The 23822-nt window shown below is 62.2% G+C and carries 23 protein-coding genes; 15 read left to right on the top strand and 8 right to left on the bottom strand.

The genetic code is table 11. From position 1 onward, the window contains the following. Positions 1 to 14 precede the first annotated feature (14 nt). Positions 15 to 665, top strand: coding sequence for a response regulator transcription factor ErdR (gene erdR / locus ACXX81_RS16840; protein WP_003231349.1), 651 nt, complete (start codon positions 15 to 17; stop codon positions 663 to 665). 75 nt (positions 666 to 740) lie between these two features. Next, positions 741 to 1103, top strand: a complete 363-nt coding sequence (locus ACXX81_RS16835; protein ID WP_209989377.1) for a diacylglycerol kinase — start codon at positions 741 to 743, stop codon at positions 1101 to 1103. 3 nt (positions 1104 to 1106) lie between these two features. On the opposite strand, the gene ACXX81_RS16830 is transcribed toward ACXX81_RS16835, so the two are convergent. Then, positions 1107 to 2033, bottom strand: a complete 927-nt coding sequence (locus ACXX81_RS16830) for a LysR family transcriptional regulator (RefSeq protein WP_003231346.1) — start codon at positions 2031 to 2033, stop codon at positions 1107 to 1109. 125 nt (positions 2034 to 2158) lie between these two features. On the opposite strand from ACXX81_RS16830, the gene fpr reads away from it, so the two are divergent. Further along, complete coding sequence (fpr, locus tag ACXX81_RS16825; protein ID WP_003231344.1) at positions 2159 to 2938, top strand: ferredoxin-NADP reductase; 780 nt, start codon at positions 2159 to 2161, stop codon at positions 2936 to 2938. Positions 2939 to 3074: 136 nt separating this feature from the next. On the opposite strand, the gene tsaA is transcribed toward fpr, so the two are convergent. From tsaA to ACXX81_RS16795, 6 genes are all read right to left on the bottom strand, one after another. After that, on the bottom strand, positions 3075 to 3770 hold the full coding sequence (gene tsaA / locus ACXX81_RS16820) for a tRNA (N6-threonylcarbamoyladenosine(37)-N6)-methyltransferase TrmO (RefSeq protein WP_458572077.1): 696 nt from the start codon (positions 3768 to 3770) through the stop codon (positions 3075 to 3077). A gap of 3 nt (positions 3771 to 3773) precedes the next feature. Continuing rightward, positions 3774 to 4235, bottom strand: coding sequence for a YehS family protein (locus ACXX81_RS16815; protein WP_458572076.1), 462 nt, complete (start codon positions 4233 to 4235; stop codon positions 3774 to 3776). 69 nt (positions 4236 to 4304) lie between these two features. Further along, positions 4305 to 5015, bottom strand: a complete 711-nt coding sequence (locus ACXX81_RS16810) for an rRNA pseudouridine synthase (protein ID WP_458572075.1) — start codon at positions 5013 to 5015, stop codon at positions 4305 to 4307. Between the two features lie 67 nt (positions 5016 to 5082). Continuing rightward, entirely contained in the window at positions 5083 to 5571 is a 489-nt protein-coding gene (locus tag ACXX81_RS16805) for a GNAT family N-acetyltransferase (RefSeq protein ID WP_231421877.1), read from the bottom strand. Positions 5572 to 5674: 103 nt separating this feature from the next. Further along, positions 5675 to 7015 carry a 30S ribosomal protein S12 methylthiotransferase RimO gene (rimO, locus tag ACXX81_RS16800; RefSeq protein WP_046384502.1) on the bottom strand — a complete coding sequence of 447 codons (1341 nt, stop codon included), beginning with the start codon at positions 7013 to 7015 and terminating at the stop codon, positions 5675 to 5677. A gap of 205 nt (positions 7016 to 7220) precedes the next feature. Then, on the bottom strand, positions 7221 to 7514 hold the full coding sequence (locus ACXX81_RS16795) for a helix-turn-helix domain-containing protein (RefSeq protein ID WP_209989388.1): 294 nt from the start codon (positions 7512 to 7514) through the stop codon (positions 7221 to 7223). A 195-nt stretch (positions 7515 to 7709) separates the two neighbouring features. Here ACXX81_RS16795 and ACXX81_RS16790 point away from each other — a divergent pair, with 195 nt between their 5' ends. From ACXX81_RS16790 to ACXX81_RS16775, 4 genes are all read left to right on the top strand, one after another. After that, a complete protein-coding gene (locus tag ACXX81_RS16790) occupies positions 7710 to 7988 on the top strand; it encodes a hypothetical protein (protein WP_209989392.1) in 279 nt (92 codons plus the stop codon). A 93-nt stretch (positions 7989 to 8081) separates the two neighbouring features. Further along, the gene (locus tag ACXX81_RS16785) at positions 8082 to 9983 is read left to right on the top strand and encodes a potassium transporter Kup (protein ID WP_209989395.1); all 1902 of its coding nucleotides are present in this window, start codon (positions 8082 to 8084) and stop codon (positions 9981 to 9983) included. Between the two features lie 124 nt (positions 9984 to 10107). Beyond that, positions 10108 to 11214, top strand: coding sequence for an NADH:flavin oxidoreductase/NADH oxidase (locus ACXX81_RS16780; RefSeq protein ID WP_458572074.1), 1107 nt, complete (start codon positions 10108 to 10110; stop codon positions 11212 to 11214). 272 nt (positions 11215 to 11486) lie between these two features. Further along, a complete protein-coding gene (locus ACXX81_RS16775; protein WP_209989400.1) occupies positions 11487 to 11672 on the top strand; it encodes a hypothetical protein in 186 nt (61 codons plus the stop codon). A gap of 502 nt (positions 11673 to 12174) precedes the next feature. Here ACXX81_RS16775 and ACXX81_RS16770 read toward each other — a convergent pair. Further along, positions 12175 to 13800, bottom strand: a complete 1626-nt coding sequence (locus tag ACXX81_RS16770) for a glucan biosynthesis protein D (protein ID WP_209989403.1) — start codon at positions 13798 to 13800, stop codon at positions 12175 to 12177. Between the two features lie 333 nt (positions 13801 to 14133). On the opposite strand from ACXX81_RS16770, the gene ACXX81_RS16765 reads away from it, so the two are divergent. From ACXX81_RS16765 to ACXX81_RS16730, 8 genes are all read left to right on the top strand, one after another. After that, complete coding sequence (locus ACXX81_RS16765) at positions 14134 to 14841, top strand: tellurite resistance TerB family protein (protein ID WP_231421910.1); 708 nt, start codon at positions 14134 to 14136, stop codon at positions 14839 to 14841. 335 nt (positions 14842 to 15176) lie between these two features. Then, positions 15177 to 16820, top strand: a complete 1644-nt coding sequence (locus tag ACXX81_RS16760; RefSeq protein WP_245229102.1) for a methyl-accepting chemotaxis protein — start codon at positions 15177 to 15179, stop codon at positions 16818 to 16820. After that, positions 16820 to 17332, top strand: a complete 513-nt coding sequence (locus ACXX81_RS16755) for a chemotaxis protein CheW (protein WP_209989410.1) — start codon at positions 16820 to 16822, stop codon at positions 17330 to 17332. Before ACXX81_RS16760 ends, ACXX81_RS16755 begins: the two co-directional genes overlap by 1 nt. After that, entirely contained in the window at positions 17329 to 18594 is a 1266-nt protein-coding gene (locus tag ACXX81_RS16750; protein ID WP_209989413.1) for a CheR family methyltransferase, read from the top strand. Before ACXX81_RS16755 ends, ACXX81_RS16750 begins: the two co-directional genes overlap by 4 nt. After that, positions 18591 to 19289, top strand: a complete 699-nt coding sequence (locus ACXX81_RS16745) for a chemotaxis protein CheW (protein ID WP_209989415.1) — start codon at positions 18591 to 18593, stop codon at positions 19287 to 19289. The genes ACXX81_RS16750 and ACXX81_RS16745 overlap by 4 nt, the downstream gene beginning before the upstream one ends. Beyond that, the gene (locus ACXX81_RS16740) at positions 19286 to 21577 is read left to right on the top strand and encodes a hybrid sensor histidine kinase/response regulator (RefSeq protein ID WP_458572073.1); all 2292 of its coding nucleotides are present in this window, start codon (positions 19286 to 19288) and stop codon (positions 21575 to 21577) included. Before ACXX81_RS16745 ends, ACXX81_RS16740 begins: the two co-directional genes overlap by 4 nt. Then, positions 21574 to 22584, top strand: a complete 1011-nt coding sequence (locus tag ACXX81_RS16735) for a chemotaxis response regulator protein-glutamate methylesterase (RefSeq protein WP_458572072.1) — start codon at positions 21574 to 21576, stop codon at positions 22582 to 22584. The genes ACXX81_RS16740 and ACXX81_RS16735 overlap by 4 nt, the downstream gene beginning before the upstream one ends. Before the next feature lie 51 nt (positions 22585 to 22635). Continuing rightward, positions 22636 to 23637 carry a diguanylate cyclase gene (locus ACXX81_RS16730; RefSeq protein ID WP_057007744.1) on the top strand — a complete coding sequence of 334 codons (1002 nt, stop codon included), beginning with the start codon at positions 22636 to 22638 and terminating at the stop codon, positions 23635 to 23637. Positions 23638 to 23822: the final 185 nt, after the last annotated feature.

Here is a 23822-nt window from a genome sequence, read left to right as displayed (position 1 = left end):
GGATCATTTAATCAATGGCCACATACGAAATCCTGATAGCCGATGACCATCCGCTGTTTCGCAGTGCGCTGCATCAGGCCGTCACTCTGGGCCTGGGTCCGGATGTTCGCCTGGTCGAAGTGGCCAGCATTGCCGAACTGGAAGCACGCCTCACCGAAAAAGCCGACTGGGACCTGGTGCTGCTCGACCTGAACATGCCGGGCGCCTATGGCTTTTCCGGGCTGGTGCTGCTGCGTGGGCAGTATCCGCAGATCCCGGTGGTGATGGTCTCGGCCCAGGAAGACGCTGATGTGGTGGTGCGCTCCAAGGAGTTCGGCGCCAGCGGTTTCATCCCCAAGTCCAGCGCCATGGAAGATATTCAGCAGGCTGTGCGCACGGTATTGGACGGTGATGTGTCGTGGCCGCCGCAGGCGTTTGAAGAGATCAACGTGTCCGACGAAGCCAAGGCGGCCCGTGATGGCCTGGCGAGCCTGACGCCCCAGCAGTTCCGCGTATTGACCATGGTCTGCGAAGGGCTTCTGAACAAGCAGATTGCCTACGAGCTGAGCGTGTCGGAAGCGACCATCAAGGCCCACGTCACGGCAATCTTTCGCAAGCTTGGGGTGCGTACGCGAACCCAGGCGGCGTTGCTCTTGCAACAACTTGAGTCAATTTCGCAGCACTAAGCTGTTACCGCTTCACGCTTTTTTGACTTTGCGTGATCTAGTTTCCCCACTTCTTTGGTTCAGTTGCCTACATCTATGTCGCCTTTCAAGGGTCAAACCGGTATCAAACGTATCTTCAACGCTGGGGGCTATTCACTGGATGGCCTGCGCGCAGCCTTCACCGGCGAGGCGGCCTTTCGTCAGTTGGTGCTGCTCAACGTCGTCCTGGTGCCGCTGAGCTTTTTCCTGAGTGTCAGCCGGGTCGAGCGGGCGCTGATGATCGCAGTGTGCCTGCTGGCGTTGATCGTCGAGCTGCTCAATTCAGCGGTGGAAGCGGCCATCGACCGTATCTCCCTGGACCTCCACCCTCTGTCGAAGAACGCCAAGGACATGGGCAGCGCCGCGCAGTTTGTGGCGCTGACCATGATCGCGCTGGTGTGGGCCGTGATCCTCGTCTGATCCTCAGGCAATACTCGGCAGCACGATCTCGTCGCTGCGCTGGACGCCTGCGGTGAAGGCGCGGCACAGCTCCAGAAACTCGCGCATCGCCGAGGTCTGGTATTTCTGTTTATGCCAGATGAAGTAGAACTGCCGGGCCAGGTCCAGGTCCGGTGTTTCCACCGGCACCAGGCTGCCGCGGCGGAAGGCGTCGCGCAGCGCCAGGCGTGAGATGCAGCCAATCCCCAAACCCGATTCCACCGCGCGTTTGATCGCCTCTGTGTGCTCCAGCTCCAGGCGGATATTCAGCGTGCTGCGGTGATGGCGCATGGCTTGGTCGAAGGTCAGGCGCGTGCCCGAGCCTTGTTCCCGCAAAATCCACGCTTCACGGGTCAGCTCGTCCAGACTCGCGGTGCCGCGCTTGGCCAGGTGATGTTGCGGCGCGCAAAACACCACCAGCTCATCTTCCACCCAGGTTTGCACTTCGATATCCGGGTGGCTGCAGTCGCCTTCGATCAGACCCAGGTCAATTTCGTAGTGCGCCACCTGATGCACGATGTTGGCCGTATTCTGCACATGCAGCTTCACCTGACTTTCGGGATGCTGCTGCATGAAGCTGCCGATCAGCAAGGTAGCCAGGTAATTGCCGATGGTCAGGGTCGCGCCGACCGCCAGGGAGCCGAAGCCGGATTTGCCGTTGAGCAGGTCCTCGATCTCCTTGGCCTGGTCCAGCAGCGCCACTGCCTGGGGCAAGAGCTGATGGCCGAGGGCGTTGAGGCTCAGGCGTTTGCCGGCGCGGTCGAACAATTGGCAGCTGGATTGACGCTCCAGCTCGGTGATCGAGGTGCTGGCGGCGGATTGCGATAAGGCCAGAAGGCCAGCAGCGCGCGAAACGCTTTCCTGCTGGGCGACGGCGACGAAGACTTGCAGTTGACGGAGAGTAAATCGCATATCGATATAACCGATAACCCTTATCTTAATAATCCAGTTAACAGATATTGTCGCCGCCATTAGAATGCTGTGCAATTGCGCATCCACATCTTTGGCGCAGACCCATTTCCAGGAGTCCCCCGTACATGAGCAACATGAACCACGAGCGTGTCCTCAGTGTTCATCACTGGAACGACACTCTGTTCAGCTTCAAGTGCACCCGCGATCCGGGCCTGCGCTTCGAGAACGGTCAGTTCGTGATGATCGGCCTGCAACAGCCCAACGGCCGCCCGCTCATGCGCGCTTACTCGATTGCCAGCCCGAACTGGGAAGAGCATCTGGAGTTCTTCAGCATCAAGGTGCCGGATGGCCCGCTGACTTCCCAGTTGCAGCACTTGAAGGAAGGCGACGAGATCATCATCAGCAAGAAACCGACGGGCACCCTGGTGCTTGACGATCTAAAGCCGGGCAAACACCTGTACCTGCTCAGCACCGGTACCGGCCTGGCGCCCTTCATGAGCGTGATTCAGGACCCGGAAACCTACGAGCGTTTCGAAAAAGTGATCCTGTGCCACGGCGTGCGTTACGTCAACGAAGTCGCCTACCGCGAATTCATCACCGAGCACCTGCCGCAGAACGAATTCTTCGGCGAGGCCCTGCGTGACAAGTTGATCTACTACCCGACCGTGACCCGCGAGCCGTTCGAAAACGAAGGCCGCCTGACCGACCTGATGCGCAGCGGCAAGCTGTTCACCGACATCGGCCTGCCGCCAATCAACCCCGAGGACGACCGCGCCATGTTGTGCGGCAGCCCGAGCATGTTGGACGAAACCAGCGAAGTGCTGAACAGCTTCGGCCTGAAGGTCTCGCCACGCATGCGTGAGCCGGGTGATTACCTGATCGAACGCGCCTTCGTCGAAAAGTAATACCGAGCCAGTAACAACGCAGATCCAAAAAAATGTGGGAGGGGGCTTGCTCCCGATTGCTGAGTATCAGTCACCCGAGACAGTGACTGACACTCCGCTATCGGGAGCAAGCCCCCTCCCACATCTGGTTTGCGTGCTATTGAGCCGGCAGCACTTCCAGCACGCAAATCATCCCGGGCTCCGGATAGTGCCAACGCACATCCACATCCCAGAACTGCGCCCCATATTCGCGCTCTGACGTTGGCACCTGATACGCCGGCCTCGGGTCTTGCGCCAGGCACTGCTCGATCAGTTCCACCAGCGGCTCGTCCAGGCGCTGGGCATGGCCTTGCGCCTGTTGCAACGCAGCCTTGAGCCATTGCACGCCGATCAGTTGCGGCGCAGCGCTGGCAACGTCGTTGGTGGCAGTGTCGATGATGTCGGCATACGGCACGTACGGTTTGATATCCAGCACCGGCGTGCCGTCGAGCAGATCGATCCCGGAAATCCACAGGCGGCCCGCTTCCACTTTGTCCAGCTTCACCACCGACTGGCCGATGCCATTGGGCCGATGGGTGGCGCGGGTGGCGAATACACCCATCGACGTGTTGCCGCCCAGGCGCGGCGGGCGCACTTTGAGGCGCGGCTTGTCTTCCAGCGCTTGATGGAACACAAACAGCAGCCACACATGGCTGACCTGCTCCAGGCCCTGCACCGCCTCACCCTTGTCGAACGGCGCCACCAGTTCCAGCACGCCCCGCGCGGCAGGCGCCAATTGCGGTTGGCGCGGAATGGCGAACTTCTCCTTGAAACAGGAGCGCACGAAGCCGACAGGCGAGACGTTGTAGGTCATGGCTTACGCACGAACCCGCAGCGTCAGGCCCTTGAGGAAGTTACGCAGCAACTGGTCGCCGCACGGGCGATAGTTGGTATGGCCGAACTTGCGAAACAGTGCGCTCAGCTCCGGCTTGGACACCGGAAACTCGGCGGCCTTGAGGATGGCGTGCATGTCGTCTTCTTTCAGTTCGAAGGCCACGCGCAGCTTCTTGAGGATGATGTTATTGGTCACCGGCGTTTCGATCGGCTGCGGCGGACGGCTTTCGTCCTTGCCACGCTTGAAGATCACCAAACCATCGAGGAAGTGCGCCATGACTTCGTCCGGGCAGAACACAAAGCCTTCTTCCTCATCTTTTTTGAGGTAGGTCAGCAGGGCTTCCTTGGTCACGTCCATGCCGCCGATCTTGATGATCTCGACCATCTTGTTGTCGCTGATGTCGAGCATGTAGCGCACGCTGCGCAGTACGTCGTTGTGAATCATGGTGGGCAATCCTGATATTCAACTGAGGACACCGCCCAATAGGCGGTGTCGAGAAAAGGGGAGCGGCGTTTAGAACTTCTCTTTGCCGGACAGATAGCGCCATTGGCCCACCGGCACCTTGCCGATGGACACGCCGCCGATACGGATGCGGCGAATGGCGACAACCTTCAGGCCAACGGCTTCGCAGAACCGCGCGATCACGCCCGGTTGCGGATTTTTCATCGCAAAGCGCAGGCGGTTTTCGTTCTGCCAGCTGGCCTTGACCGGCGGCAGTTCCTTGCCCTTGTACGTCAGGCCGTGGTTCAGGCGGTTGAGGCCGTGGGCAACCATGTCGCCTTCGACCTCCACCACATACTCCTGCTCGATCTTGGCGGCATCGGCGGTCAGCTTGCGCAGGATCTTCCAGTCCTGGGTGAACACCAGCAGGCCGCTGGCCTTGGCTTGCAGGTCAGCGCTGGCGGTCAGGCGCAGGAAGTGGCCCTTGAGCGGGCGCTTGCTGAAACGGTGTTCTTCGGACAGCGTCTCGGCGCTGATCGAGGCCATCGCCGTCTCGACATCCACGCCGGCCGGGGCGTGCAGCAGAATGGTCACCGGCTCCGGCACGGTGGCCTTGGCCTCCGGGTCCAGTTCGACCTTCTGCGTGGTGACCTTGAACTGCGGCTCGTCGATCACTTCACCGTCCACCGAGACCCATCCGCCTTCGATAAACAGCTCAGCCTCCCGACGGGAGCAACCGACCAGTTCGATAAGGCGTTTGGAGAGGCGTATGGGGTCAGTCATGACAAGGGCCGTAACAAAAAGGGGCGCCTATTGTACCTGCCTGGCGCCGGTTAATCCCGGCCCCATTTCAGCGCGCTTGAAAATGTGCGAGCGGGCTTGCCATGGATGGCTGACGCAAACGCAGGTGCAGCAACGGATAGGGCTGGCCCAGGCCGTCATGGGCCGTGCGTCCGACCACTTCAAAACCCTGCTTGAGGTAAAACCCCAGTGCCTTGGGGTTTTGCTCATTCACATCAAGCGCCTCGGCATTCAAATGCTCGATTGCATAGCGCAGCAATTGGCGACCCAGGCCCTGGCCTCGGTGCAGCGGGTCGATAAACAGCATTTCGACCTTGCCTGCCGCCACCCCGGCGAACCCGGTGATGCGCTGGCGCGTGTCCTTGGTGCACACCAGCATCACCGCATCGAGGTAGCGGGTGAGCACCAGGTTTTTCAGTAGCGCAATGTAACTGTCCGGCAGGAAATCGTGGGTGGCCCGCACCGAGTCTTCCCAGATGCGCGTCAACTCTGTGTAGTCGCCGGTGTTGGGTGTATGGATGACCGAATGCTCGCGCATGTCTGCTGCTCCTTGCCTCGCTCTGCTCTGATGGGCAAAACAATAGACCCAAAAAAGCCCCGCCTCTTGTCCAGAGGCGGGGCTTTTGTATTTCTTTACAGAGTTAGTCGCGCTTTTCGGCCCACAGGTCGTATTCGTCGGCATCGGTCACGGTGCACCAGACCTTGTCGCCCGGCTTCAAGCCGCTGGCATCGTCGATAAACACGTTACCGTCGATTTCCGGTGCATCGAAGAAGCAGCGGCCAACGGCGCCTTGTTCGTCGACCTCGTCGATCAGCACTTCGATTTCCTTGCCGATGCGCAGCTGCAGGCGCGCCGAACTGATCGCCTGCTGGTGCGCCATGAAGCGCTCCCAACGGTCCTGCTTGACGTCGTCCGGCACCACGGCCAGGTCCAGCAGGTTGGCCGGAGCGCCTTCCACCGGGGAATACTGGAAGCAGCCGACGCGGTCCAGTTGCGCTTCAGTCAGCCAGTCCAGCAGGTACTGGAAGTCTTCTTCGGTTTCGCCGGGGAAGCCGACGATGAAGGTCGACCGGATGATCAGCTCCGGGCAGATCTCGCGCCAGTTCTTGATGCGCGCCAGGGTCTTGTCTTCGAACGCCGGGCGTTTCATCGCCTTGAGCACCTTGGGGCTTGCGTGCTGGAACGGAATGTCCAGGTACGGCAGGATCTTGCCGGCGGCCATCAATGGGATCAGTTCATCCACGTGCGGGTACGGGTAGACATAGTGCAGGCGCACCCACACACCCAGGCTGCTGAGGGCTTCGCACAGTTCGGTCATGCGGGTTTTCACCGGCGCGCCGTTCCAGAAACCGGTGCGGTATTTCACATCGACGCCGTACGCGCTGGTGTCCTGGGAGATCACCAACAGCTCTTTGACGCCGGATTTGACAAGGCGCTGGGCCTCGTCGAGGACATCGCCCACCGGACGGCTGACCAGCTTGCCGCGCATCGACGGAATGATGCAGAAGCTGCAGCTGTGGTTGCAGCCTTCGGAAATCTTCAGGTACGCATAGTGACGCGGCGTCAGCTTGATGCCTTGGGGCGGCACCAGGTCGATCAGCGGGTTGTGGTCCTGACGCGGCGGCACCACCTGGTGCACGGCGTTGACCACCTGCTCGTACTGCTGCGGACCGGTTACGGCCAGAACGCTGGGGTGCACGTTGCGGATGTTGCCTTCTTCCACACCCATGCAGCCGGTCACGATGACCTTGCCGTTTTCCTTGATGGCCTCGCCAATCACTTCCAGCGACTCCGCCTTGGCCGAATCGATGAAACCGCAGGTGTTGACCACCACCACGTCAGCGTCCTGATAGGTGGACACCACGTCGTAGCCTTCCATGCGCAGTTGCGTCAGGATGCGTTCGGAGTCGACCAGAGCCTTCGGGCAACCCAGGGAAACAAAGCCAACCTTGGGGTTGGCTTTTGCGATGGTGGTGGACATGTCTAACCTCGGTATTGAATGACGCCGCCGGTCGGGCACGACAAGGCGGTTGCCGGGCACTGGGTGTGCCTCTGATCAAAAAGTGCGCAATTCTAGCGATGGGCGGCGCGCTTGACCAGCTTTATGCGGGGAAATGCGACGAGTGCTGCGCCTGTAAAGAAAAAGGGCGCCGATCTGCGCCCCAGCAAGAAACTCACGTCAACCTCTAGCGTTGCTCAAGAGCCGCCAACACGTGCCCAGGGTCATTGTGTATGGCGCGCAGGAGCGCCCGTGCGGGGCCTTCTGGCTCCCGCCGACCTTGCTCCCAGTTCTGCAGAGTTCCCACTGCGACATCAATCGCTTTGGCAAAGCGCGCCTGAGAAAGCCCGGTAGCCTTACGGATCATTTTGACTTTCACGGCGTCCACGTGAAACTCACGGGATGGCGGACGTTCGCCACGGCCAATCTCGTCCATCTGGGTCATGCTTTCGACCAGGCGGTTGAATAGATTCTTTTCCATCACTTCCACCCTCTGTTTAATTGTGCAAGTACTCTCTTTTCCGCTGGAGAAAGATCATCTTTGATCCCCTTACGGTAGATCAGAATCAGCCTGATCTGATAAGCCGCTATTAAGTGGAAGTCGATCACCCGTACCCCGCCCTAGCTTTCATCGCTCAAAAGCTCGCCAAGGTCTTCCGTGAAGACGGGGGACTCAATGAATATCATCTTTAACGTGCTATCCGTCATTGGCGTAGAGGCGATGGTGGCGACTAGTGCCCTGCAATTCGGCATCCGTTTCCTGAGTGAAGGCGCAAGGGGCCATGGGGAATTTCTCATTATGATCATGGAGCTTTGCTCGAGCGCCGTGATGTTTGCGCTATTTACTACCAACGGGAGCGAACTGGCTGCCCAATGCCTTCGAACAGCGAAATCTAACCAGCGCATGCGCTATGCTTCGCGCCTCTACTCACGGGCCAGCCCCGTGAGTCAATAAAACGTCTGTTACGAGAAGTTAAACGGCGCATGCTAGGGTCCGCTCAGGTGCGTTGTTTATAAATGGCCGCAGGTCAAAGGGCAGGAGTGGTTGATGGGTCAGGCAAGTAGTCAGGCGGCGGGTGCCGAGCATTCAAACGCCAAGCCGATAGGCATGCTGGTGGCGGCGGTTGGGGTGGTTTACGGCGATATCGGGACCAGCCCACTCTATACCCTCAAAGAAGTATTCACCGGCGGTTATGGGGTGCAGGTCAACCATGATGGTGTGTTGGGGATTCTGGCGCTGATTTTCTGGTCGCTGATCTGGGTCGTGTCGATCAAATACATGCTGTTCGTGCTGCGCGCCGACAACCAGGGCGAGGGCGGCATCATGGCCCTGACCGCGCTGGCGCGACGTGCGGCGGGGGAGCGCAGGAGACTGCGCAGTTTCCTCGTGGTGTGCGGCCTGTGCGGTGCGGCGCTGTTTTATGGCGACAGCATGATCACCCCGGCGATCTCGGTGCTGTCGGCCGTGGAAGGCCTGGAGCTGGCCTTCGATGGCGTGGATAAGTGGGTGGTGCCCATCGCGCTGGTGGTGCTGGTGGCGCTGTTCCTGATCCAGAAGCACGGCACCGACCGTATCGGCAAGCTGTTCGGGCCGGTGATGGTCACCTGGTTTCTGGTACTCGGCGGCCTTGGCGTGTATGGCATCACCCTGCACCCCGAAGTGCTCAGCGCGCTGAACCCGATGTGGGCCGTGCGTTTCTTCGAGGCTCACCCCGGCATCGGTGTGGCGATTCTGGGGGCAGTGGTACTGGCGTTGACCGGCGCCGAGGCGTTGTACGCCGACATGGGCCACTTCGGGCGCAAGCCCATCGCCCGCGCCTGGTTCATCCTGGTGCTGCCGGCGCTGGTGCTCAATTATTTCGGTCAGGGCGCCATGCTGCTGGGCGACCCTGAAGCCGCGCGCAACCCGTTTTACCTGCTGGCGCCAAGCTGGGCGCTGATCCCGCTGGTGGTGCTGTCCACCCTGGCCACGGTGATTGCATCCCAGGCGGTCATTTCCGGGGCGTTTTCGTTGACGCGCCAAGCGATCCAACTGGGTTACATCCCGCGCATGCACATCCAGCACACGTCCAGCGCCGAGCAGGGCCAGATCTACATCGGCGCGGTGAACTGGTCGCTGATGGTCGGTGTGATCCTGCTGGTGCTGGGCTTCGAGTCCTCCAACGCGCTGGCTTCGGCCTACGGCGTGGCAGTGACCGGCACCATGCTGATGACCACCATCCTGGTGTCGGCCGTGATGCTGCTGCTGTGGAAATGGCCACCGATTCTGGCCGTGCCGGTGTTGCTCTGCTGCCTGTTGGTGGACGGGCTGTACTTTGCCGCCAACGTGCCGAAGATCATCCAGGGTGGCGCGTTCCCGGTGCTGGCGGGGATCGTGCTGTTCGTGTTGATGACGACGTGGAAGCGCGGCAAGCAACTGCTGGTGGAACGCCTCGACGAGGGCGGCCTGCCGCTGCCGATCTTTATCAACAGCATCCGCGTGCAGCCGCCTCACCGCGTGCAGGGCACGGCGGTGTTCCTTACCGCGCGGCCCGACGCAACGCCCCATGCGCTGCTGCACAACCTGCTGCACAACCAGGTGCTGCATGAGCAAGTGGTGCTGCTGACGGTGGTCTACGAAGACATTCCGCGCGTACCCACCGCCCGGCGCTTCGAGGTGGATGCCTACGGTGAGGGCTTCTTCCGGGTGATCCTGCACTTTGGCTTTACCGACGAGCCGGATGTGCCCCAGGCGCTGAAGTTGTGCCATCTGGAAGAGCTGGATTTCAGCCCGATGCGCACCACGTATTTCCTCAGCCGCGAAACCGTGATCGCCTCGCGCATCAAGGGCATGGCGCGTTGGCGCGAAGCGCTGTTCGCCTTCATGTTGAAGAACGCCAACGGCAACCTGCGCTTCTTCAAGCTCCCGGTAAACCGGGTGATCGAGCTGGGCACCCAGGTCGAAATGTAGACCGCAGCACCCTGGGAGCCGGTAATCGGCTCCCGTCTTTCCTTCTGAACCCTGTGTGATCGACGGTTGTCGACTAGGCTCCAGGCACCGTTGATGTGCCCACAGAACCCGGAAGAGGTGCGCCATGAGTCAACTGCTCGAACCCTATACCCTGCGCCAACTGACCCTGCTCAATCGCATCGTGGTCTCGCCGATGTGCCAGTACTCCAGCGCCGATGGTTTGGCCAACGACTGGCATCTGATCCACCTCGGCAGCCGTGCGGTGGGCGGCGCCGGGCTGATCTTTACCGAATCCACCGCCGTGACCGCCGATGGCCGTATCACCGCCCAGGACTTGGGTTTGTGGAACGACGCACAGATCGCGCCGCTGCAGCGCATCACCCGTTTCATCGCGGCCCAAGGCGCGGTAGCCGGCATCCAGCTGGGCCACGCCGGACGCAAGGCCAGCACGCACCGTCCGTGGATCGGCAAGCATGGCAGCGTCAAGCCGGAAGACGGCGGTTGGGTGCCGGTGGGGCCCTCGCCGATTGCATTCGACCCACAGCACACCCAGCCCACGCCGCTGGACGAAGGGCAGATCCAGCAAGTGATTGCCGACTTCGTGGCGGCCGCCAGGCGCGCGTTGACGGCGGGGTTCCAGGTGGTGGAAATCCACGCTGCCCACGGCTACCTGCTGCACCAATTCCTCTCGCCCATCAGCAACCAGCGCCGGGACCAGTACGGCGGCTCCTTCGAAAACCGCATCCGCCTGGTGCTCGAAGTGACCCGCGCGGTACGCGATGTCTGGCCGCAGGAGCTGCCGCTGTTTGTGCGTGTGTCGGCCACCGACTGGGTGGAAGACGGCTGGAACCCCGATGAAACCGTGGAACTGGCGCGCCGCCTGAAGGACCTGGGCGTGGATCTGATCGACGTCTCCTCCGGTGGCACCGCCGCCAACGCCGAAATCCCCACCGGCCCCGGCTACCAGACGCGTTTTGCCGAGCGCGTGCGCAAGGAGTCCGGGATTGCCACTGGCACCGTCGGCATGATCACCGAGCCGGCGCAGGCCGAGCATATCCTGCGCACCTGCCAGGCGGACCTGATCTTCCTCGCCCGTGAACTGCTGCGCGATCCGTACTGGCCCCTGCATGCCGATGACGACCTGGGCGGACGCAAGGCAACCTGGCCGGCGCAGTATCAGCGTGCGACCCATCGCGACCAGCCAATCCACGAGTCCGATCTGCGCGATTGATCCTGCGCAGGCTGCACCAAAAACCCACCCGGGTCCGGTGGGTTTTTCTTTGTTCATCTGTGTGGGAAAAGGCTGTAGGTATTTGTTACCGAAGCAATTTTTTAAGTGAATACTCTAAAAAAATCCCACAACGGACGAGATTGTTTCTACGCTTAGGGTACGTCTGGTTCTGGCCCAGGAAGTCAGTCGGTTTGCCCGCGAAGGTATTGCGCTTTATCGCAGGCAAAGAATGGGCGCAAGGAGCATTTGATCGTTATCAGGAGAAACAGTCCATGGCCAAGTCCTATGGTGTAGCGGGTGTGGTGGCGTGTTTTCTGACCCGCAGGATGTCCCTGCGTAGTCGCAGGTTGAGTTCGGACGAGGCTGAATTGCTGGCGCAATATCGCGCCCTGACCGAGGACGATCAGGTGGCGATGCGGTACCTGGTGGGGGCGATGAAGAGTGTGTCGCGGTTTTAAAACCAGCGAAAATCAACTGTGGGAGCGGCGGTGCGACGATTCGACTTGCCCGCGATGACGATTTTTCGGTGTACCTATCCGTTTCTGCGGTAACGGCTGCTGGCGGTTCCGCTCTTACAGCGGGTCACTTTTTGAAGAGCGCAAAAAGTAACCCAAAACGCTTCGCCCCAACACTCGGCACCTCGCTCAGGCTCGGTGTGCCCGAACGCAGGCTTTGGAGCGTGGGCCGCCGCGATGGGCCATCCTTGGCCCAGCGCGGCTAACCCGGCGTCCTGCCGGGTTACCCACGCTCCAAAGCCTGCGTTCGGCCAGCGTGTTTGACGGGGCGCTCCAGATCAAAAGCAAAAGCGTGGCGGCCTTAGAGCCGACCGGTATCGGGGCGTGTGAACGCGATCAACTGTGGGAGCGGGCTTGCCCGCGATGACGGTAGGCCAGTTGCTACATGAACGACTGACTCATCGCTATCGCGGGCAAACCTGTTCCCATATTTATAACCGGCGCCTCACGTGTACTTGCGCTTATCCGGCGCTGGCGGGAAGTACTGGTACAGCCAGGTTTCACTCAAGGTGCGGTCCTGGGTCCGGATAAACAGGCGCAGCTCGACTGGTTCCACGCTGTCGCTGGTGGGGTACCAGTCGAACAGGATGCGATAGCCCTTGATGTTGTCGAGCACCAGCACGCTGAAATCCTTGACCTCACCGTGTGAGCAAGTCACCACCGGCTCGATGCCGGTGCCGGCGGGCAGGCGGTCCAGGCCGCCGCCCTTGAAGTCCACGGCAAAGCGGCGCGCCCAGACTTCGGGGTAATGCTCGCCGGGTGCCCAGCCTTCGGTAAAGCCGCCCATGCCGGAACGGGTCGCGTCGACCTGCGCCAGCGGCGTGCTGACCGGGGGCAGGGCACTCCAGTACAACTTGTAGCCGTAATTGAGGGAGTCGCCGGCAGCCACGGGTTTTTTCGGGGTCCAGAAGGCCACGATATTGTCCAGGGTCTCGCCGGTGGTAGGGATTTCCAGCAGGTCGATCGAGCCCTCGCCCCAGGCGGTGGTCGGTTCCACCCACAGGCTTGGGCGCTTGCTGTACCAGTCCACGGTGTCCTGATAGCTGGCGAACTCATGGTCGGTCTGCACCAGGCCGAAGCCTTTTGGGTCAGTGTCGGCAAACGCGTTGAACTGCAACTTGGCCGGGTTGTTCAACGGGCGGCACACCCACTCGCCATTACCGCGCCACATCGCCAGGCGGTCCGAATCGTGGATTTGCGGGTGGATGGTGTCGCACATGCGCCGCTCATGGGTGCCGCAGCTGAACATGCTGGTCATCGCCGCGATGCCCAGTTGTTCGATGGCGGTACGCGCGTTGATATGCGCGTCGATCGCCATCACCACCTGGTTGGCCTGGCAGTCGATATCGAAGCGATAGGCACCGGTGGCGCTCGGTGAATCGAGCAGGGCGTACACCACAAAGCGTGTGGCGTTCTTTTCCGGGGTCTCGAACCAGAACTGCGTGAAGTCGGGAAATTCCTCGCGTTTTTTCGCGTAGGTATCAATCGCCAGGCCGCGCGCTGACAGGCCGTACTGGCCGGTGGAGTCCACCGCTCGGAAATAGCTGGCGCCCAAAAATGACAACACGTCATGGCGGTCCAGCTCCGGCGCCTTGAACAGCTTGAAGCCGGAGAAACCCAGGTCGCCGGTCAGTTGCTTGGTGTCTACCGTGGTCTTTTCATAGTTGAACAGCGACGGGCGGAAATGCACCTCACGGGCTTCGCGGGTCCTGGGGTCGACGCTGTGCATGCGCACCGGCGTCTTGAAACCCATGCCGACATGGAAGAACTGCACATCCAGCTGGCCGTTCAACTCCTTCCACAGCGAATGATTGCCGTCGTAGCCAATCGCGTTGAAATTTTGCGGGGTCATGTTCGCCAGCGTAGGTGGCAGCACCTGCCGCGTGTCTTTGTAGGCTGCGCCGGCGAGCTGTTTGGCCTGGGCCTTGAGCGTTTCAAAATCGAATGCCACGGCCTTGCCATCGGCGGCACGGTTACCGGCCCAGGCCTGCGCGGCCAGCAGGCCACTGGCCGACAAACCGGTGTAAGCCGCAATGGCCATGGACGCTTTGAGCAAATTCCTGCGATGCATAGAGACAACCTGTCGTGAGCAAATCCCGCGCCGTTCCTGGCACGTAATGGATCAGAAATAACGGTTCGGACATGCCTTCGGCCAAACGCAACGGACATTAAACAGACGCCGGATAGCTTAAGCGGTTCGATGGGCAAGGAAAATTGATTGGTGGCACGGTAGTGGCTCTGCATGTGCGACAAGACATTTCCAAACCAGCGAAGGGGTGGCTGCGCACTTCAAACTACACAGGCGGTGTTACATCTGGAAGCACTCTAGCGAGCAGTAAATTTTGCACTTGGTTTTACGCTGAGGTCTGTTTGTCCTATGTACCCAAGTGCCTGGAGGCTATTTATGAATACCCGTGGATTGCTCGATCAGTTGCTTAAATCTGGTCAGGACATGTTGCAAAAAAAGGCTGGTGACCAGCGCAAATCGGATGAGAAAGGCGCGCTGGATGGCCTGCTCGGCAGTGGCGGCCTGGGCAGCCTGCTCGGCGGCGCAGGGGGTGGCGCTCTGGCGGCGGGCGCCATGGGCCTGCTGATGGGCAACAAAAAAGCGCGCAAATTCGGCGGCAAGGCGCTCACCTACGGCGGTCTGGCCGCCCTGGGCGTCATCGCTTACAAGGCGTACGGCAACTGGCAGGCGCAGCAGGCCAGCGCGCCCCAAAGCGAACCGCAAACCATCGACCGCCTGCCGCCGGCCCAGGTCGAGCAGCACAGCCAGGGCATCCTCAAGGCGCTGGTCGCCGCCGCCAAGGCCGACGGACACGTCGACGAGCGCGAGCGCGCGCTGATCGAAGGCGAGTTCACCAAGCTGGACAACGACCGCGAGCTGCAAAGCTGGCTGCACGCCGAACTCAACAAACCCCTGGACCCCGCCGATGTGGCCCGCGCCGCAGGCACCCCGGAAATGGCCGCCGAGATGTACATCGCCAGCGTGATGCTGGTGGACGAGGAAAACTTCATGGAAAAGTCATACCTCGACGAACTGGCCCGCCAACTCCGGCTGGAGCCCGGCCTGAAGGCCGAACTGGAGAAACAGGTGCGTCTGGCTCAGTAACCACAGGCGGTACGCAAATCAAGATAGGGGAGGCCCCGCTTCTTGTGGCGAGCGGGCTTGCCCCGCGTTGGGGTGCGAAGCGCCCCCAATCAGGAAACCCTCGGTATACCTGATACTACGCGGAGGCTGGTTTTGGGGCTTCTGCGCAGCCCAACGCAGGACAAGCCTGCTCGCCACAGGGAATCTGCGCTTAACTGAACGGCATTAGGGCAAGCCCGATCGTCACAGGAATGGGGTTGCCTGAGCCCGTCAGTCAGTCGTTTTGATACAAACACACCGCCATCGCAAGCAACCCCCCTCGCACATTCCGCTCAGCTATACTCCCCTCCATTTGAATGGCCCTTCGAGGAATTACTGTGAAGAACTGGACGTTGCGCCAACGGATTTTGGCGAGCTTTGCGGTCATTATTGCGATCATGTTGCTGATGGTCGTGGTGTCCTACTCACGGTTGCTGAAGATCGAAGTCAGTCAGGAAGCCGTCAGGGATGATGCGGTGCCAGGGGTCTACTTAAGCTCCATGATCCGCAGCGCGTGGGTCGACAGCTATTTACAGACCATCGACATCATCGGCCTGCGCGAGGAAAAGACCCTCACCAATTCCGACAAGAATGACTACAAGTCCTTCGAAGCGCGAATTGAGCAGCAGATGGCCAACTATGAAAAAACCGTGCATGACCAGGCCGATCGCATGGAGTTCGACAACTTCAAGGCCGCGCACATCAATTACAACAAGGTTCTGGCCCAGGTGCTGGAACGCGTTGAAGCCAACGACCTGCCCGGTGCCAGCGTATTGCTCGAAGAGCAATTGACGCCGATCTGGACCGAAGGGCGCATGAAGCTCAACGACATCATCACTGAAAACAAGAACGTGTCCGACCGCGCCACGGCGGCCATTGATGAGGCCGTGCTGTCGGCCAAGATCAGCATGGTGGTGTCGCTGATCATCGCCGTTCTCGCTGCCGGCCTGTGTGGCCTGCTGCTGATGCGCGCGATCATGGCGCCGATGAAGCGCATCGTCGACATCCTCGAAACCATGCGCACGGGCGACCTCAGCAAACGCCTGAACCTGGAGCGCAAGGACGAATTCAACGCCGTGGAAACCGGCTTCAACGACATGATGACTGAACTGACCGCCCTGGTGTCCCAGGCCCAGCGCTCCTCGGTGCAGGTCACCACCTCGGTCACCGAGATTGCCGCCACCTCCAAGCAGCAGCAGGCCACCGCCACCGAAACCGCCGCCACGACCACCGAGATCGGCGCGACGTCGCGGGAAATCGCCGCCACGTCCAAGGACCTGGTGCGCACCATGACCGAAGTCTCCACCGCCGCCGATCAGGCTTCGGTGGCGGCCGGGTCCGGCCAGCAGGGCCTGGCGCGCATGGAAGAAACCATGCACTCGGTGATGGGCGCCGCCGACCTGGTGAACGCCAAGCTGGCGATCCTCAACGAAAAGGCCGGCAACATCAACCAGGTGGTGGTGACCATCGTCAAGGTCGCCGACCAGACCAACCTGCTCTCGCTCAATGCCGCCATCGAGGCCGAGAAGGCCGGCGAATACGGGCGCGGCTTTGCCGTAGTGGCCACCGAAGTGCGACGGTTGGCCGACCAGACTGCCGTGGCCACCTACGACATCGAGCAGATGGTGCGCGAGATCCAGTCGGCGGTGTCGGCCGGGGTGATGGGTATGGACAAGTTCTCCGAGGAAGTGCGCCGCGGCATGTTCGAAGTGCAGCAGGTGGGCGAGCAGCTTTCGCAGATCATCCATCAGGTGCAGGCGCTGGCGCCACGGGTGTTGATGGTCAACGAAGGCATGCAGGCCCAGGCCACCGGCGCCGAACAGATCAACCACGCGCTGGTGCAGCTCGGTGATGCCAGCAGCCAGACCGTGGAGTCCCTGCGTCAGGCCAGCTTTGCCATTGATGAACTGAGCCAGGTTGCGGTGGGTCTGCGCAGCGGCGTGTCGCGTTTCAAAGTCTGATGAGCGACCTCGCGGCTAAACGCGGCGCCGTTACGGCAGCGAAAAAGGCGTTGTTCCTGCTGTTCCACATCGGCAGTGAACGCTTTGCCCTCAAGGCCACCGAAGTGGCCGAAGTGCTGCCGCGCCTGCCACTCAAGCCCATCGCCCACGCGCCCGCCTGGGTGTCGGGGATTTTTGCCCATCGCGGCGCGCTGGTGCCGGTCATCGACCTGAGTGCGCTGACCTTTGGCACCGCCGCTCAGGCCCGCACGAGCACGCGGCTGGTGCTGGTCAACTACCAGCCGCAATCCTGGGCCGAACCGCGCCGGCTGGGGCTGATTCTCGAACAGGCCACCGACACCCTGCGCTGCGACCCCGCCGAATTCCAGCCTTATGGCCTGGACAATCGCCAGGCGCCGTACCTTGGGCCAGTGCGCGAAGATGCGGCGGGCTTGACGCAATGGATCGGCGTCAATGACCTGCTCACCGAAGACGTGCGTGCCTTGCTGTTCTCTGCCGAGTTGAGCCTATGAGCAACGACCCGCGCTTTTTTGCCTATTTGAAAGAACGCATCGGCCTGGACGTCGCTTCGGTGGGCGAAGCCATTATCGAGCGTGCCGTGCGCCAGCGCAGCCAGGCGGTGCAGGCGCAGACAGCGGATGATTACTGGCAGCACCTGCAACGCTCCCACGACGAACAGCAGGCGCTGATCGAAGCGGTGATCGTTCCCGAGACCTGGTTCTTTCGCTACCCCGAATCCTTCGCAACCCTCGCGCGGCTGGCCAAGGCGCGTCTGGACGAGCTCAAGCAACTGCGCGCCTTGCGCATTCTGAGCCTGCCATGCTCCACGGGCGAGGAGCCCTATTCGATCGCCATGGCCCTGCTCGATGCCGGCCTTGCGCCGCACCAGTTCAAGGTGCAGGGCATGGACGTCAGCCCGCTGTCGGTGGAGCGCGCCCGGCGCGGCGTGTACGGCAAGAATTCGTTTCGCGGCGGCGACATCGACTTTCGCGACCGCCACTTCAGCGAACAGGCCGAGGGTTATCACATCGCCGACCGCGTGCGCGAACAGGTGCGCCTGCAGGTCGGCAACCTGCTTGACCCGGCCCTGCTCGCCAATGAATCGGCCTACGATTTCGTGTTCTGCCGCAACCTGCTGATCTACTTTGACCAGCCGACGCAACAGCAGGTGTTCGATGTGCTCAAGGGCTTGACCCACCTGGACGGCGTGCTGTTCATCGGCCCGGCCGAGGGCAGCCTGCTGGGGCGCCACGGCATGCGTTCGATTGGCGTGCCGCAGTCGTTTGCCTTCAGCCGCCACGCGGAACCGGTCAAGCCGGCGCCGGTGTTTGTACCCATGCCCAATCCCGTGCTTGCGCGCAGCGCGGCACCGATGCCGCTGCCGGTCAAGCCGCGACCGTTCAGCACGGCCAGCGCCCAGGTGGTGCCGATCAAGGCGCCGCCCTCCGACACGGCCGACTTGCTCAGCCAGATCGCCACCCTGGCCAACGCCGGCAAGAGCGCTGAAGCCCGCGCCGCCTGCGAACGCTATTTGAGCAACCACCCGCCGGCCGCCCAGGTATTTTACTGGCTGGGGCTGCTCAGCGATGTGGCCGGCAGCGCCCTGGAAGCCCAGGGTTATTACCGAAAAGCCTTGTACCTGGAACCCCAGCACCCGCAGGCCCTGATGCACCTGGCCGCGCTGCTCGAGTCCCAGGGCGACAGCGCGGGCGCGCGTCGCCTGCAGGCACGTGCCGCGCGCAGCGAGCGAGCTGACAGTGAGTCCAAACGATGAGTAGCACCAAGGCGCTCGACACCGCCGGCCTGGACCTGACCCTGGCCGACACCCAGGCCATCGACGATTGCTGGAACCGCATCGGCATTCATGGCGACAAGTCCTGCCCGCTGCTGGCGGAGCATATTCACTGTCGCAACTGCTCGGTGTATTCGGCCGCCGCCACGCGGTTGCTGGACCGTTACGCCCTGCAACAGGACGACCGCCGCCCGGCGGCGGCCGAGGTCGATGAGGACATCGTCACCCGTTCGCTGCTGATGTTCCGGCTCGGCGAGGAGTGGCTGGGCATCGCCACCCGCTGTCTGGTGGAGGTGGCGCCGCTGCAGCCGATCCATTCCCTGCCGCACCAGCGTTCCCGTGCGTTGCTCGGCGTGGCCAATGTGCGTGGGGCGCTGGTGGCGTGTCTGTCGTTGGTCGAACTGCTTGGACTGGATGCCACCAGCACCGGGGCGACAGGCGGGCGGATCATGCCGCGCATGCTGATCATCGCCGCGCAGGATGGCCCGGTGGTGGTGCCGGTGGACGAAGTCGACGGCATTCACGCGGTCGATGAGCGCACCCTGAAAGCGGCATCGGCCTCCGGCACCCAGGCCAGTGGGCGCTTCACCCAGGGTGTTCTGCAGTGGAAGGGCCGCAGCCTGCGCTGGCTGGACGAGGCACAATTGTTGTCCGCCGTGACCCGGAGCCTCACATGACCCCCGACCAGATGCGCGACGCCTCGCTGCTGGAACTGTTCAGCCTGGAAGCCGATGCGCAAACCCAGGTGCTGAGTGCCGGCCTGCTGGCCCTGGAACGCAATCCCACCCAGGCCGACCAGCTCGAAGCCTGCATGCGCGCCGCGCACTCGCTCAAGGGCGCGGCGCGCATCGTCGGGGTGGACGCCGGGGTCAGTGTGGCCCACGTGATGGAGGACTGCCTGGTCAGTGCCCAGGAAGCACGCCTGTACCTGCAACCTGAGCACATCGACGCGCTGCTGCAGGGCACCGACCTGCTGATGCGCATCGCTACGCCGGGCAACGACGTCTCGCCTGCCGATATCGCAGCCTATGTGGCGCTGATGGAGCGCTTGCTGGATCCGTCGCAGCCCACGGCAAAGATCGCAGCGCCAGCCGAGCCAGCGCCGGCTCCGACGCCTGTCATGGAAACCTTGCCGCTCGAGCCCGAGCCTGAGCCCGAACCTGCGCCGCCTGCTGCCAGCGAGCCCGCGCGTCCGGGCAAGCGCATGACCGAAGGCGGCGAACGCGTGCTGCGCGTCACCGCCGAGCGCCTGAACAGCCTGCTGGACCTGTCCAGCAAGTCCCTGGTGGAAACCCAGCGGCTCAAGCCGTATCTGGCCAGCCTGCAACGCCTCAAGCGCATTCAAAGCCAGGGCGTGCGCGCGCTGGACTCCCTGGACGGCCAGCTCAAGACCCTGAATCTGAACCTCGAAGCCCAGGAAGCCCTGGCCGATACCCGTCGCCTGCTGAGCGAAGCCCAGGCCCTGCTGGCGGAAAAAACCGCCGAGCTGGACGAGTTCGGCTGGCAGGCCGGGCAGCGTGCGCAGGTGCTTTATGACACCGCGCTGGCCTGCCGCATGCGCCCATTTGCCGATGTATTGGCGGGGCAGGCACGCATGGTCCGCGACCTTGGCCGTACCCTGGGCAAGCGGGTGCGCCTGGAGATCGAGGGCGAAAAGACCCAGGTCGACCGCGACGTGCTGGAAAAACTCGAAGCGCCGCTCACCCATTTATTGCGCAATGCCGTCGACCATGGCATTGAAATGCCCGAGCAGCGCCTGCTCGCCGGCAAGCCTGCCGAAGGCCTGATCCGTCTGCGCGCATCCCATCAGGCCGGCTTGCTGGTGCTGGAACTGAGCGACGACGGCAATGGCGTCGACCTGGAGCGCCTGCGCGGCAGCATCGTCGATCGGCACCTGTCGCCGCTGGAAACCGCCCTGCGTCTGAGCGAGGAGGAGCTGCTGACGTTCCTCTTCCTGCCGGGCTTCAGCCTGCGCGACAAGGTCACCGAAGTGTCCGGGCGCGGAGTTGGCCTGGATGCGGTGCAGCATATGGTGCGGCAACTGCGCGGCGCGGTGGTGCTGGAGCAAACGGCGGGGCAGGGCAGCCGCTTCCACCTGGAAGTGCCGTTGACCCTGTCGGTGGTGCGCAGCCTGGTGGTCGAAGTCGGCGAAGAGGCTTACGCCTTCCCGCTGGCCCATATCGAACGCATGTGCGACCTGGCCCCCGACGACATTGTGCAGTTGGAAGGCCGCCAGCATTTCTGGCATGAGGGCCGGCATGTCGGCCTGGTCGCCGCCAGCCAGTTGTTGCAGCGCCCGCCAGGGCAGAACAATGACGAAACGCTTAAAGTCGTGGTGATCCGCGAGCGCGACGCGGTGTACGGGATTGCCGTGGAGCGCTTTATCGGTGAGCGCACGCTGGTGGTGCTGCCGCTGGATGACCGCCTTGGCAAGGTTCAGGATATTTCCGCCGGCGCTTTGCTCGACGATGGCTCGGTGGTGCTGATTGTCGATGTGGAGGACATGCTGCGCTCGGTGGACAAACTGCTCAACACCGGCCGCCTGGAACGCATCGCCCGGCGCAGCCAGCAGGCCACCGAAGCGCCGCGCAAGCGCGTGCTGGTGGTGGACGACTCGCTCACCGTGCGTGAGCTGCAACGCAAACTGCTGCTCAATCGCGGCTATGAAGTGGCCGTGGCGGTCGACGGCATGGACGGGTGGAACGCCTTGCGCTCCGAAGACTTCGACCTGCTGATCACAGACATTGATATGCCTCGTATGGACGGTATCGAATTGGTCACACTCCTGCGCCGAGACACGCGCCTGCAATCGTTGCCGGTGATGGTGGTGTCCTACAAGGACCGCGAAGAAGACCGGCGGCGAGGACTCGACGCCGGCGCCGACTATTATCTGGCCAAGGCCAGCTTCCATGATGACGCCCTGCTTGACGCCGTGGTTGAACTGATCGGAGGCGCGCGGGCATGAAGATTGCCATCGTCAACGACATGCCGCTCGCCGTCGAAGCCCTGCGCCGCGCCCTGAATTTCGAGCCTGCGCACCAGGTGGTGTGGGTGGCCGGCAATGGCCTGCAGGCGGTGCAACGCTGCGCCGAACTGACCCCGGACCTGATCCTGATGGACCTGATCATGCCGGTGATGGACGGTGTGGAAGCCACCCGGCAGATCATGGCCGATAACCCGTGCGCGATTCTGCTGGTGACCGTCGACCGCCAGGCCAACATGAGCCGGGTGTTCGAAGCCATGGGCCATGGCGCCCTGGACGTGGTGGACACCCCCGCGCTGGGCGTAGGCAACCCCAGGGATGCGGCCGCGCCGTTGCTGCGCAAGATCCTCAATATCGGCTGGCTGATCGGCCAGCGTGGCAGCCGCGTGCGCGCCGAAACCGCACCCCAGCGCACCATGGGCAAGCCCCACAGCCTGGTAGCGATCGGCTCCTCGGCTGGCGGCCCGGCTGCCCTGGAAAGCCTGCTCAAAGGGTTGCCGCGGGACTTTCCCGCCGCCATCGTGCTGGTGCAGCATGTCGATCAGGTATTCGCCGCGGGCATGGCCGAGTGGCTGAGCAGCTCCTCCGGCCTGCCGGTGCGCCTGGCCCGTGAAGGCGAGCCGCCACAAAGCGGTGTGGTGCTGCTGGCCGGCACCAACCACCATATTCGTCTGTTGAAGAACGGCACGCTGGCCTATACCGCAGAGCCGGTGAACGAGATCTACCGGCCGTCCATCGATGTATTTTTTGAAAGCGTGGCCAGCCACTGGAATGGCGATGCCGTCGGCGTGTTGCTGACCGGTATGGGGCGCGACGGGGCACAGGGACTTAAATCAATGCGTGAACAAGGCTATTTGACCATCGCCCAGGACCAGCAGAGTTCGGCGGTGTATGGCATGCCCAAAGCGGCGGCGGCGATTGAAGCCGCTGTTGAAATTCGCCCACTGGACAGGATTGCGCCCCGGTTGCTGGAGGTTTTTGCAAAATGATCAACGCCCCAGTCAACGCCGGCCTGCAGGTGGTAATTCAGGTGACTGCACATGAATGACTTACAGATCGACGACATCAAGACCGACGAAAATGCCGCCATGGTGTTGCTGGTCGACGACCAGGCCATGATCGGCGAAGCCGTGCGTCGCGGCCTGGCCCATGAGGAGAACATCGACTTCCACTTCTGCGCCGACCCGCACCAGGCGATTGCCCAGGCGATCCGCATCAAACCCACGGTGATCCTGCAGGACCTGGTGATGCCGGGCCTGGACGGTTTGACTCTGGTGCGCGAATACCGCAACCACCCGGCCACCGCGAACATACCGATCATCGTGCTTTCCACCAAGGAAGATCCGCTGATCAAGAGCGCCGCGTTTGCTGCCGGTGCCAACGATTACCTGGTCAAGCTGCCGGATAACATCGAGCTGGTGGCGCGCATTCGCTATCACTCACGCTCCTACATGACCCTGTTGCAGCGCGATGCCGCCTATCGCGCGCTGCGCGTCAGCCAGCAACAGCTGCTGGACACCAATCTGGTGCTGCAACGCCTGATGAACTCCGACGGCCTCACCGGGTTGTCCAATCGCCGGCACTTCGACGAGTACCTGGAACTGGAATGGCGCCGCGCCATGCGCGACCAGACCCAGCTCTCGCTGCTGATGATCGACGTGGACTTCTTCAAGACCTACAACGACAGCTTCGGCCATGTCGAGGGCGACGAGGCCCTGCGCAAGGTCGCCGCCGCCATCCGCGACGCCAGCAGCCGCCCCTCGGACCTGCCGGCGCGTTACGGCGGTGAAGAGTTCGCCCTGGTGCTGCCCAACACCTCGCCGGGCGGCGCACGGCTGGTGGCCGAAAAGCTGCGCATGGCCGTCGCCGCGCTGAAAATCCCGCACATCGCGCCCACTGAAGGTTCGAGCCTGACCATCAGCATCGGCCTGTCGACCCTCACGCCGGTGCAGGGCACCGATTGCCGGCAGTTGATCATGGCGGCGGACAAAGGGTTGTACATGGCCAAGCATAATGGGCGTAATCAGGTGGGGATCGAATGATCTGAGTGCGCCGCAAATCAACGTGTGAGAGGGGACTTGTTCCCGATAGCGGTGTATCAGCCACGCGGTGGGCGACTGACACGCTGCCATCGGGAGCAAGCCCCCTCCCACTTTTGGCCCGGCCTTTTCGCCAAGCGGGCTGCCGTTTGCGCCTGTTTGCCGTTATACTCGCCGGCTTTCAAAAG

The sequence above is a fragment of the Pseudomonas sp. GNP013 genome (assembly GCF_054343995.1).
Note: the sequence above shows the minus strand (reverse complement) of the source record. Positions and strands in the feature narration are given on the sequence as shown.

What these genes read in the sequence shown, in the direction of transcription:
- ACXX81_RS16810 (WP_458572075.1), bottom strand. Translation starts at nt 5,015, where the DNA reads ATGACTGACCCCATACGCCTCTCCAAACGCCTTATCGAACTGGTCGGT.
- ACXX81_RS16745 (WP_209989415.1), top strand. Translation starts at nt 18,591, where the DNA reads ATGAGTAGCACCAAGGCGCTCGACACCGCCGGCCTGGACCTGACCCTG.
- ACXX81_RS16815 (WP_458572076.1), bottom strand. Translation starts at nt 4,235, where the DNA reads ATGATTCACAACGACGTACTGCGCAGCGTGCGCTACATGCTCGACATC.
- tsaA (WP_458572077.1), bottom strand. Translation starts at nt 3,770, where the DNA reads ATGACCTACAACGTCTCGCCTGTCGGCTTCGTGCGCTCCTGTTTCAAG.
- fpr (WP_003231344.1), top strand. Translation starts at nt 2,159, where the DNA reads ATGAGCAACATGAACCACGAGCGTGTCCTCAGTGTTCATCACTGGAAC.
- ACXX81_RS16765 (WP_231421910.1), top strand. Translation starts at nt 14,134, where the DNA reads ATGAATACCCGTGGATTGCTCGATCAGTTGCTTAAATCTGGTCAGGAC.
- ACXX81_RS16760 (WP_245229102.1), top strand. Translation starts at nt 15,177, where the DNA reads ATGGCCCTTCGAGGAATTACTGTGAAGAACTGGACGTTGCGCCAACGG.
- ACXX81_RS16735 (WP_458572072.1), top strand. Translation starts at nt 21,574, where the DNA reads ATGAAGATTGCCATCGTCAACGACATGCCGCTCGCCGTCGAAGCCCTG.
- ACXX81_RS16750 (WP_209989413.1), top strand. Translation starts at nt 17,329, where the DNA reads ATGAGCAACGACCCGCGCTTTTTTGCCTATTTGAAAGAACGCATCGGC.
- ACXX81_RS16775 (WP_209989400.1), top strand. Translation starts at nt 11,487, where the DNA reads ATGGCCAAGTCCTATGGTGTAGCGGGTGTGGTGGCGTGTTTTCTGACC.
- ACXX81_RS16835 (WP_209989377.1), top strand. Translation starts at nt 741, where the DNA reads ATGTCGCCTTTCAAGGGTCAAACCGGTATCAAACGTATCTTCAACGCT.
- ACXX81_RS16790 (WP_209989392.1), top strand. Translation starts at nt 7,710, where the DNA reads ATGAATATCATCTTTAACGTGCTATCCGTCATTGGCGTAGAGGCGATG.
- ACXX81_RS16770 (WP_209989403.1), bottom strand. Translation starts at nt 13,800, where the DNA reads ATGCATCGCAGGAATTTGCTCAAAGCGTCCATGGCCATTGCGGCTTAC.
- ACXX81_RS16795 (WP_209989388.1), bottom strand. Translation starts at nt 7,514, where the DNA reads ATGGAAAAGAATCTATTCAACCGCCTGGTCGAAAGCATGACCCAGATG.
- ACXX81_RS16805 (WP_231421877.1), bottom strand. Translation starts at nt 5,571, where the DNA reads ATGCGCGAGCATTCGGTCATCCATACACCCAACACCGGCGACTACACA.
- ACXX81_RS16780 (WP_458572074.1), top strand. Translation starts at nt 10,108, where the DNA reads ATGAGTCAACTGCTCGAACCCTATACCCTGCGCCAACTGACCCTGCTC.
- ACXX81_RS16755 (WP_209989410.1), top strand. Translation starts at nt 16,820, where the DNA reads ATGAGCGACCTCGCGGCTAAACGCGGCGCCGTTACGGCAGCGAAAAAG.
- ACXX81_RS16730 (WP_057007744.1), top strand. Translation starts at nt 22,636, where the DNA reads ATGAATGACTTACAGATCGACGACATCAAGACCGACGAAAATGCCGCC.
- ACXX81_RS16740 (WP_458572073.1), top strand. Translation starts at nt 19,286, where the DNA reads ATGACCCCCGACCAGATGCGCGACGCCTCGCTGCTGGAACTGTTCAGC.
- ACXX81_RS16830 (WP_003231346.1), bottom strand. Translation starts at nt 2,033, where the DNA reads ATGCGATTTACTCTCCGTCAACTGCAAGTCTTCGTCGCCGTCGCCCAG.
- ACXX81_RS16785 (WP_209989395.1), top strand. Translation starts at nt 8,082, where the DNA reads ATGGGTCAGGCAAGTAGTCAGGCGGCGGGTGCCGAGCATTCAAACGCC.
- rimO (WP_046384502.1), bottom strand. Translation starts at nt 7,015, where the DNA reads ATGTCCACCACCATCGCAAAAGCCAACCCCAAGGTTGGCTTTGTTTCC.
- erdR (WP_003231349.1), top strand. Translation starts at nt 15, where the DNA reads ATGGCCACATACGAAATCCTGATAGCCGATGACCATCCGCTGTTTCGC.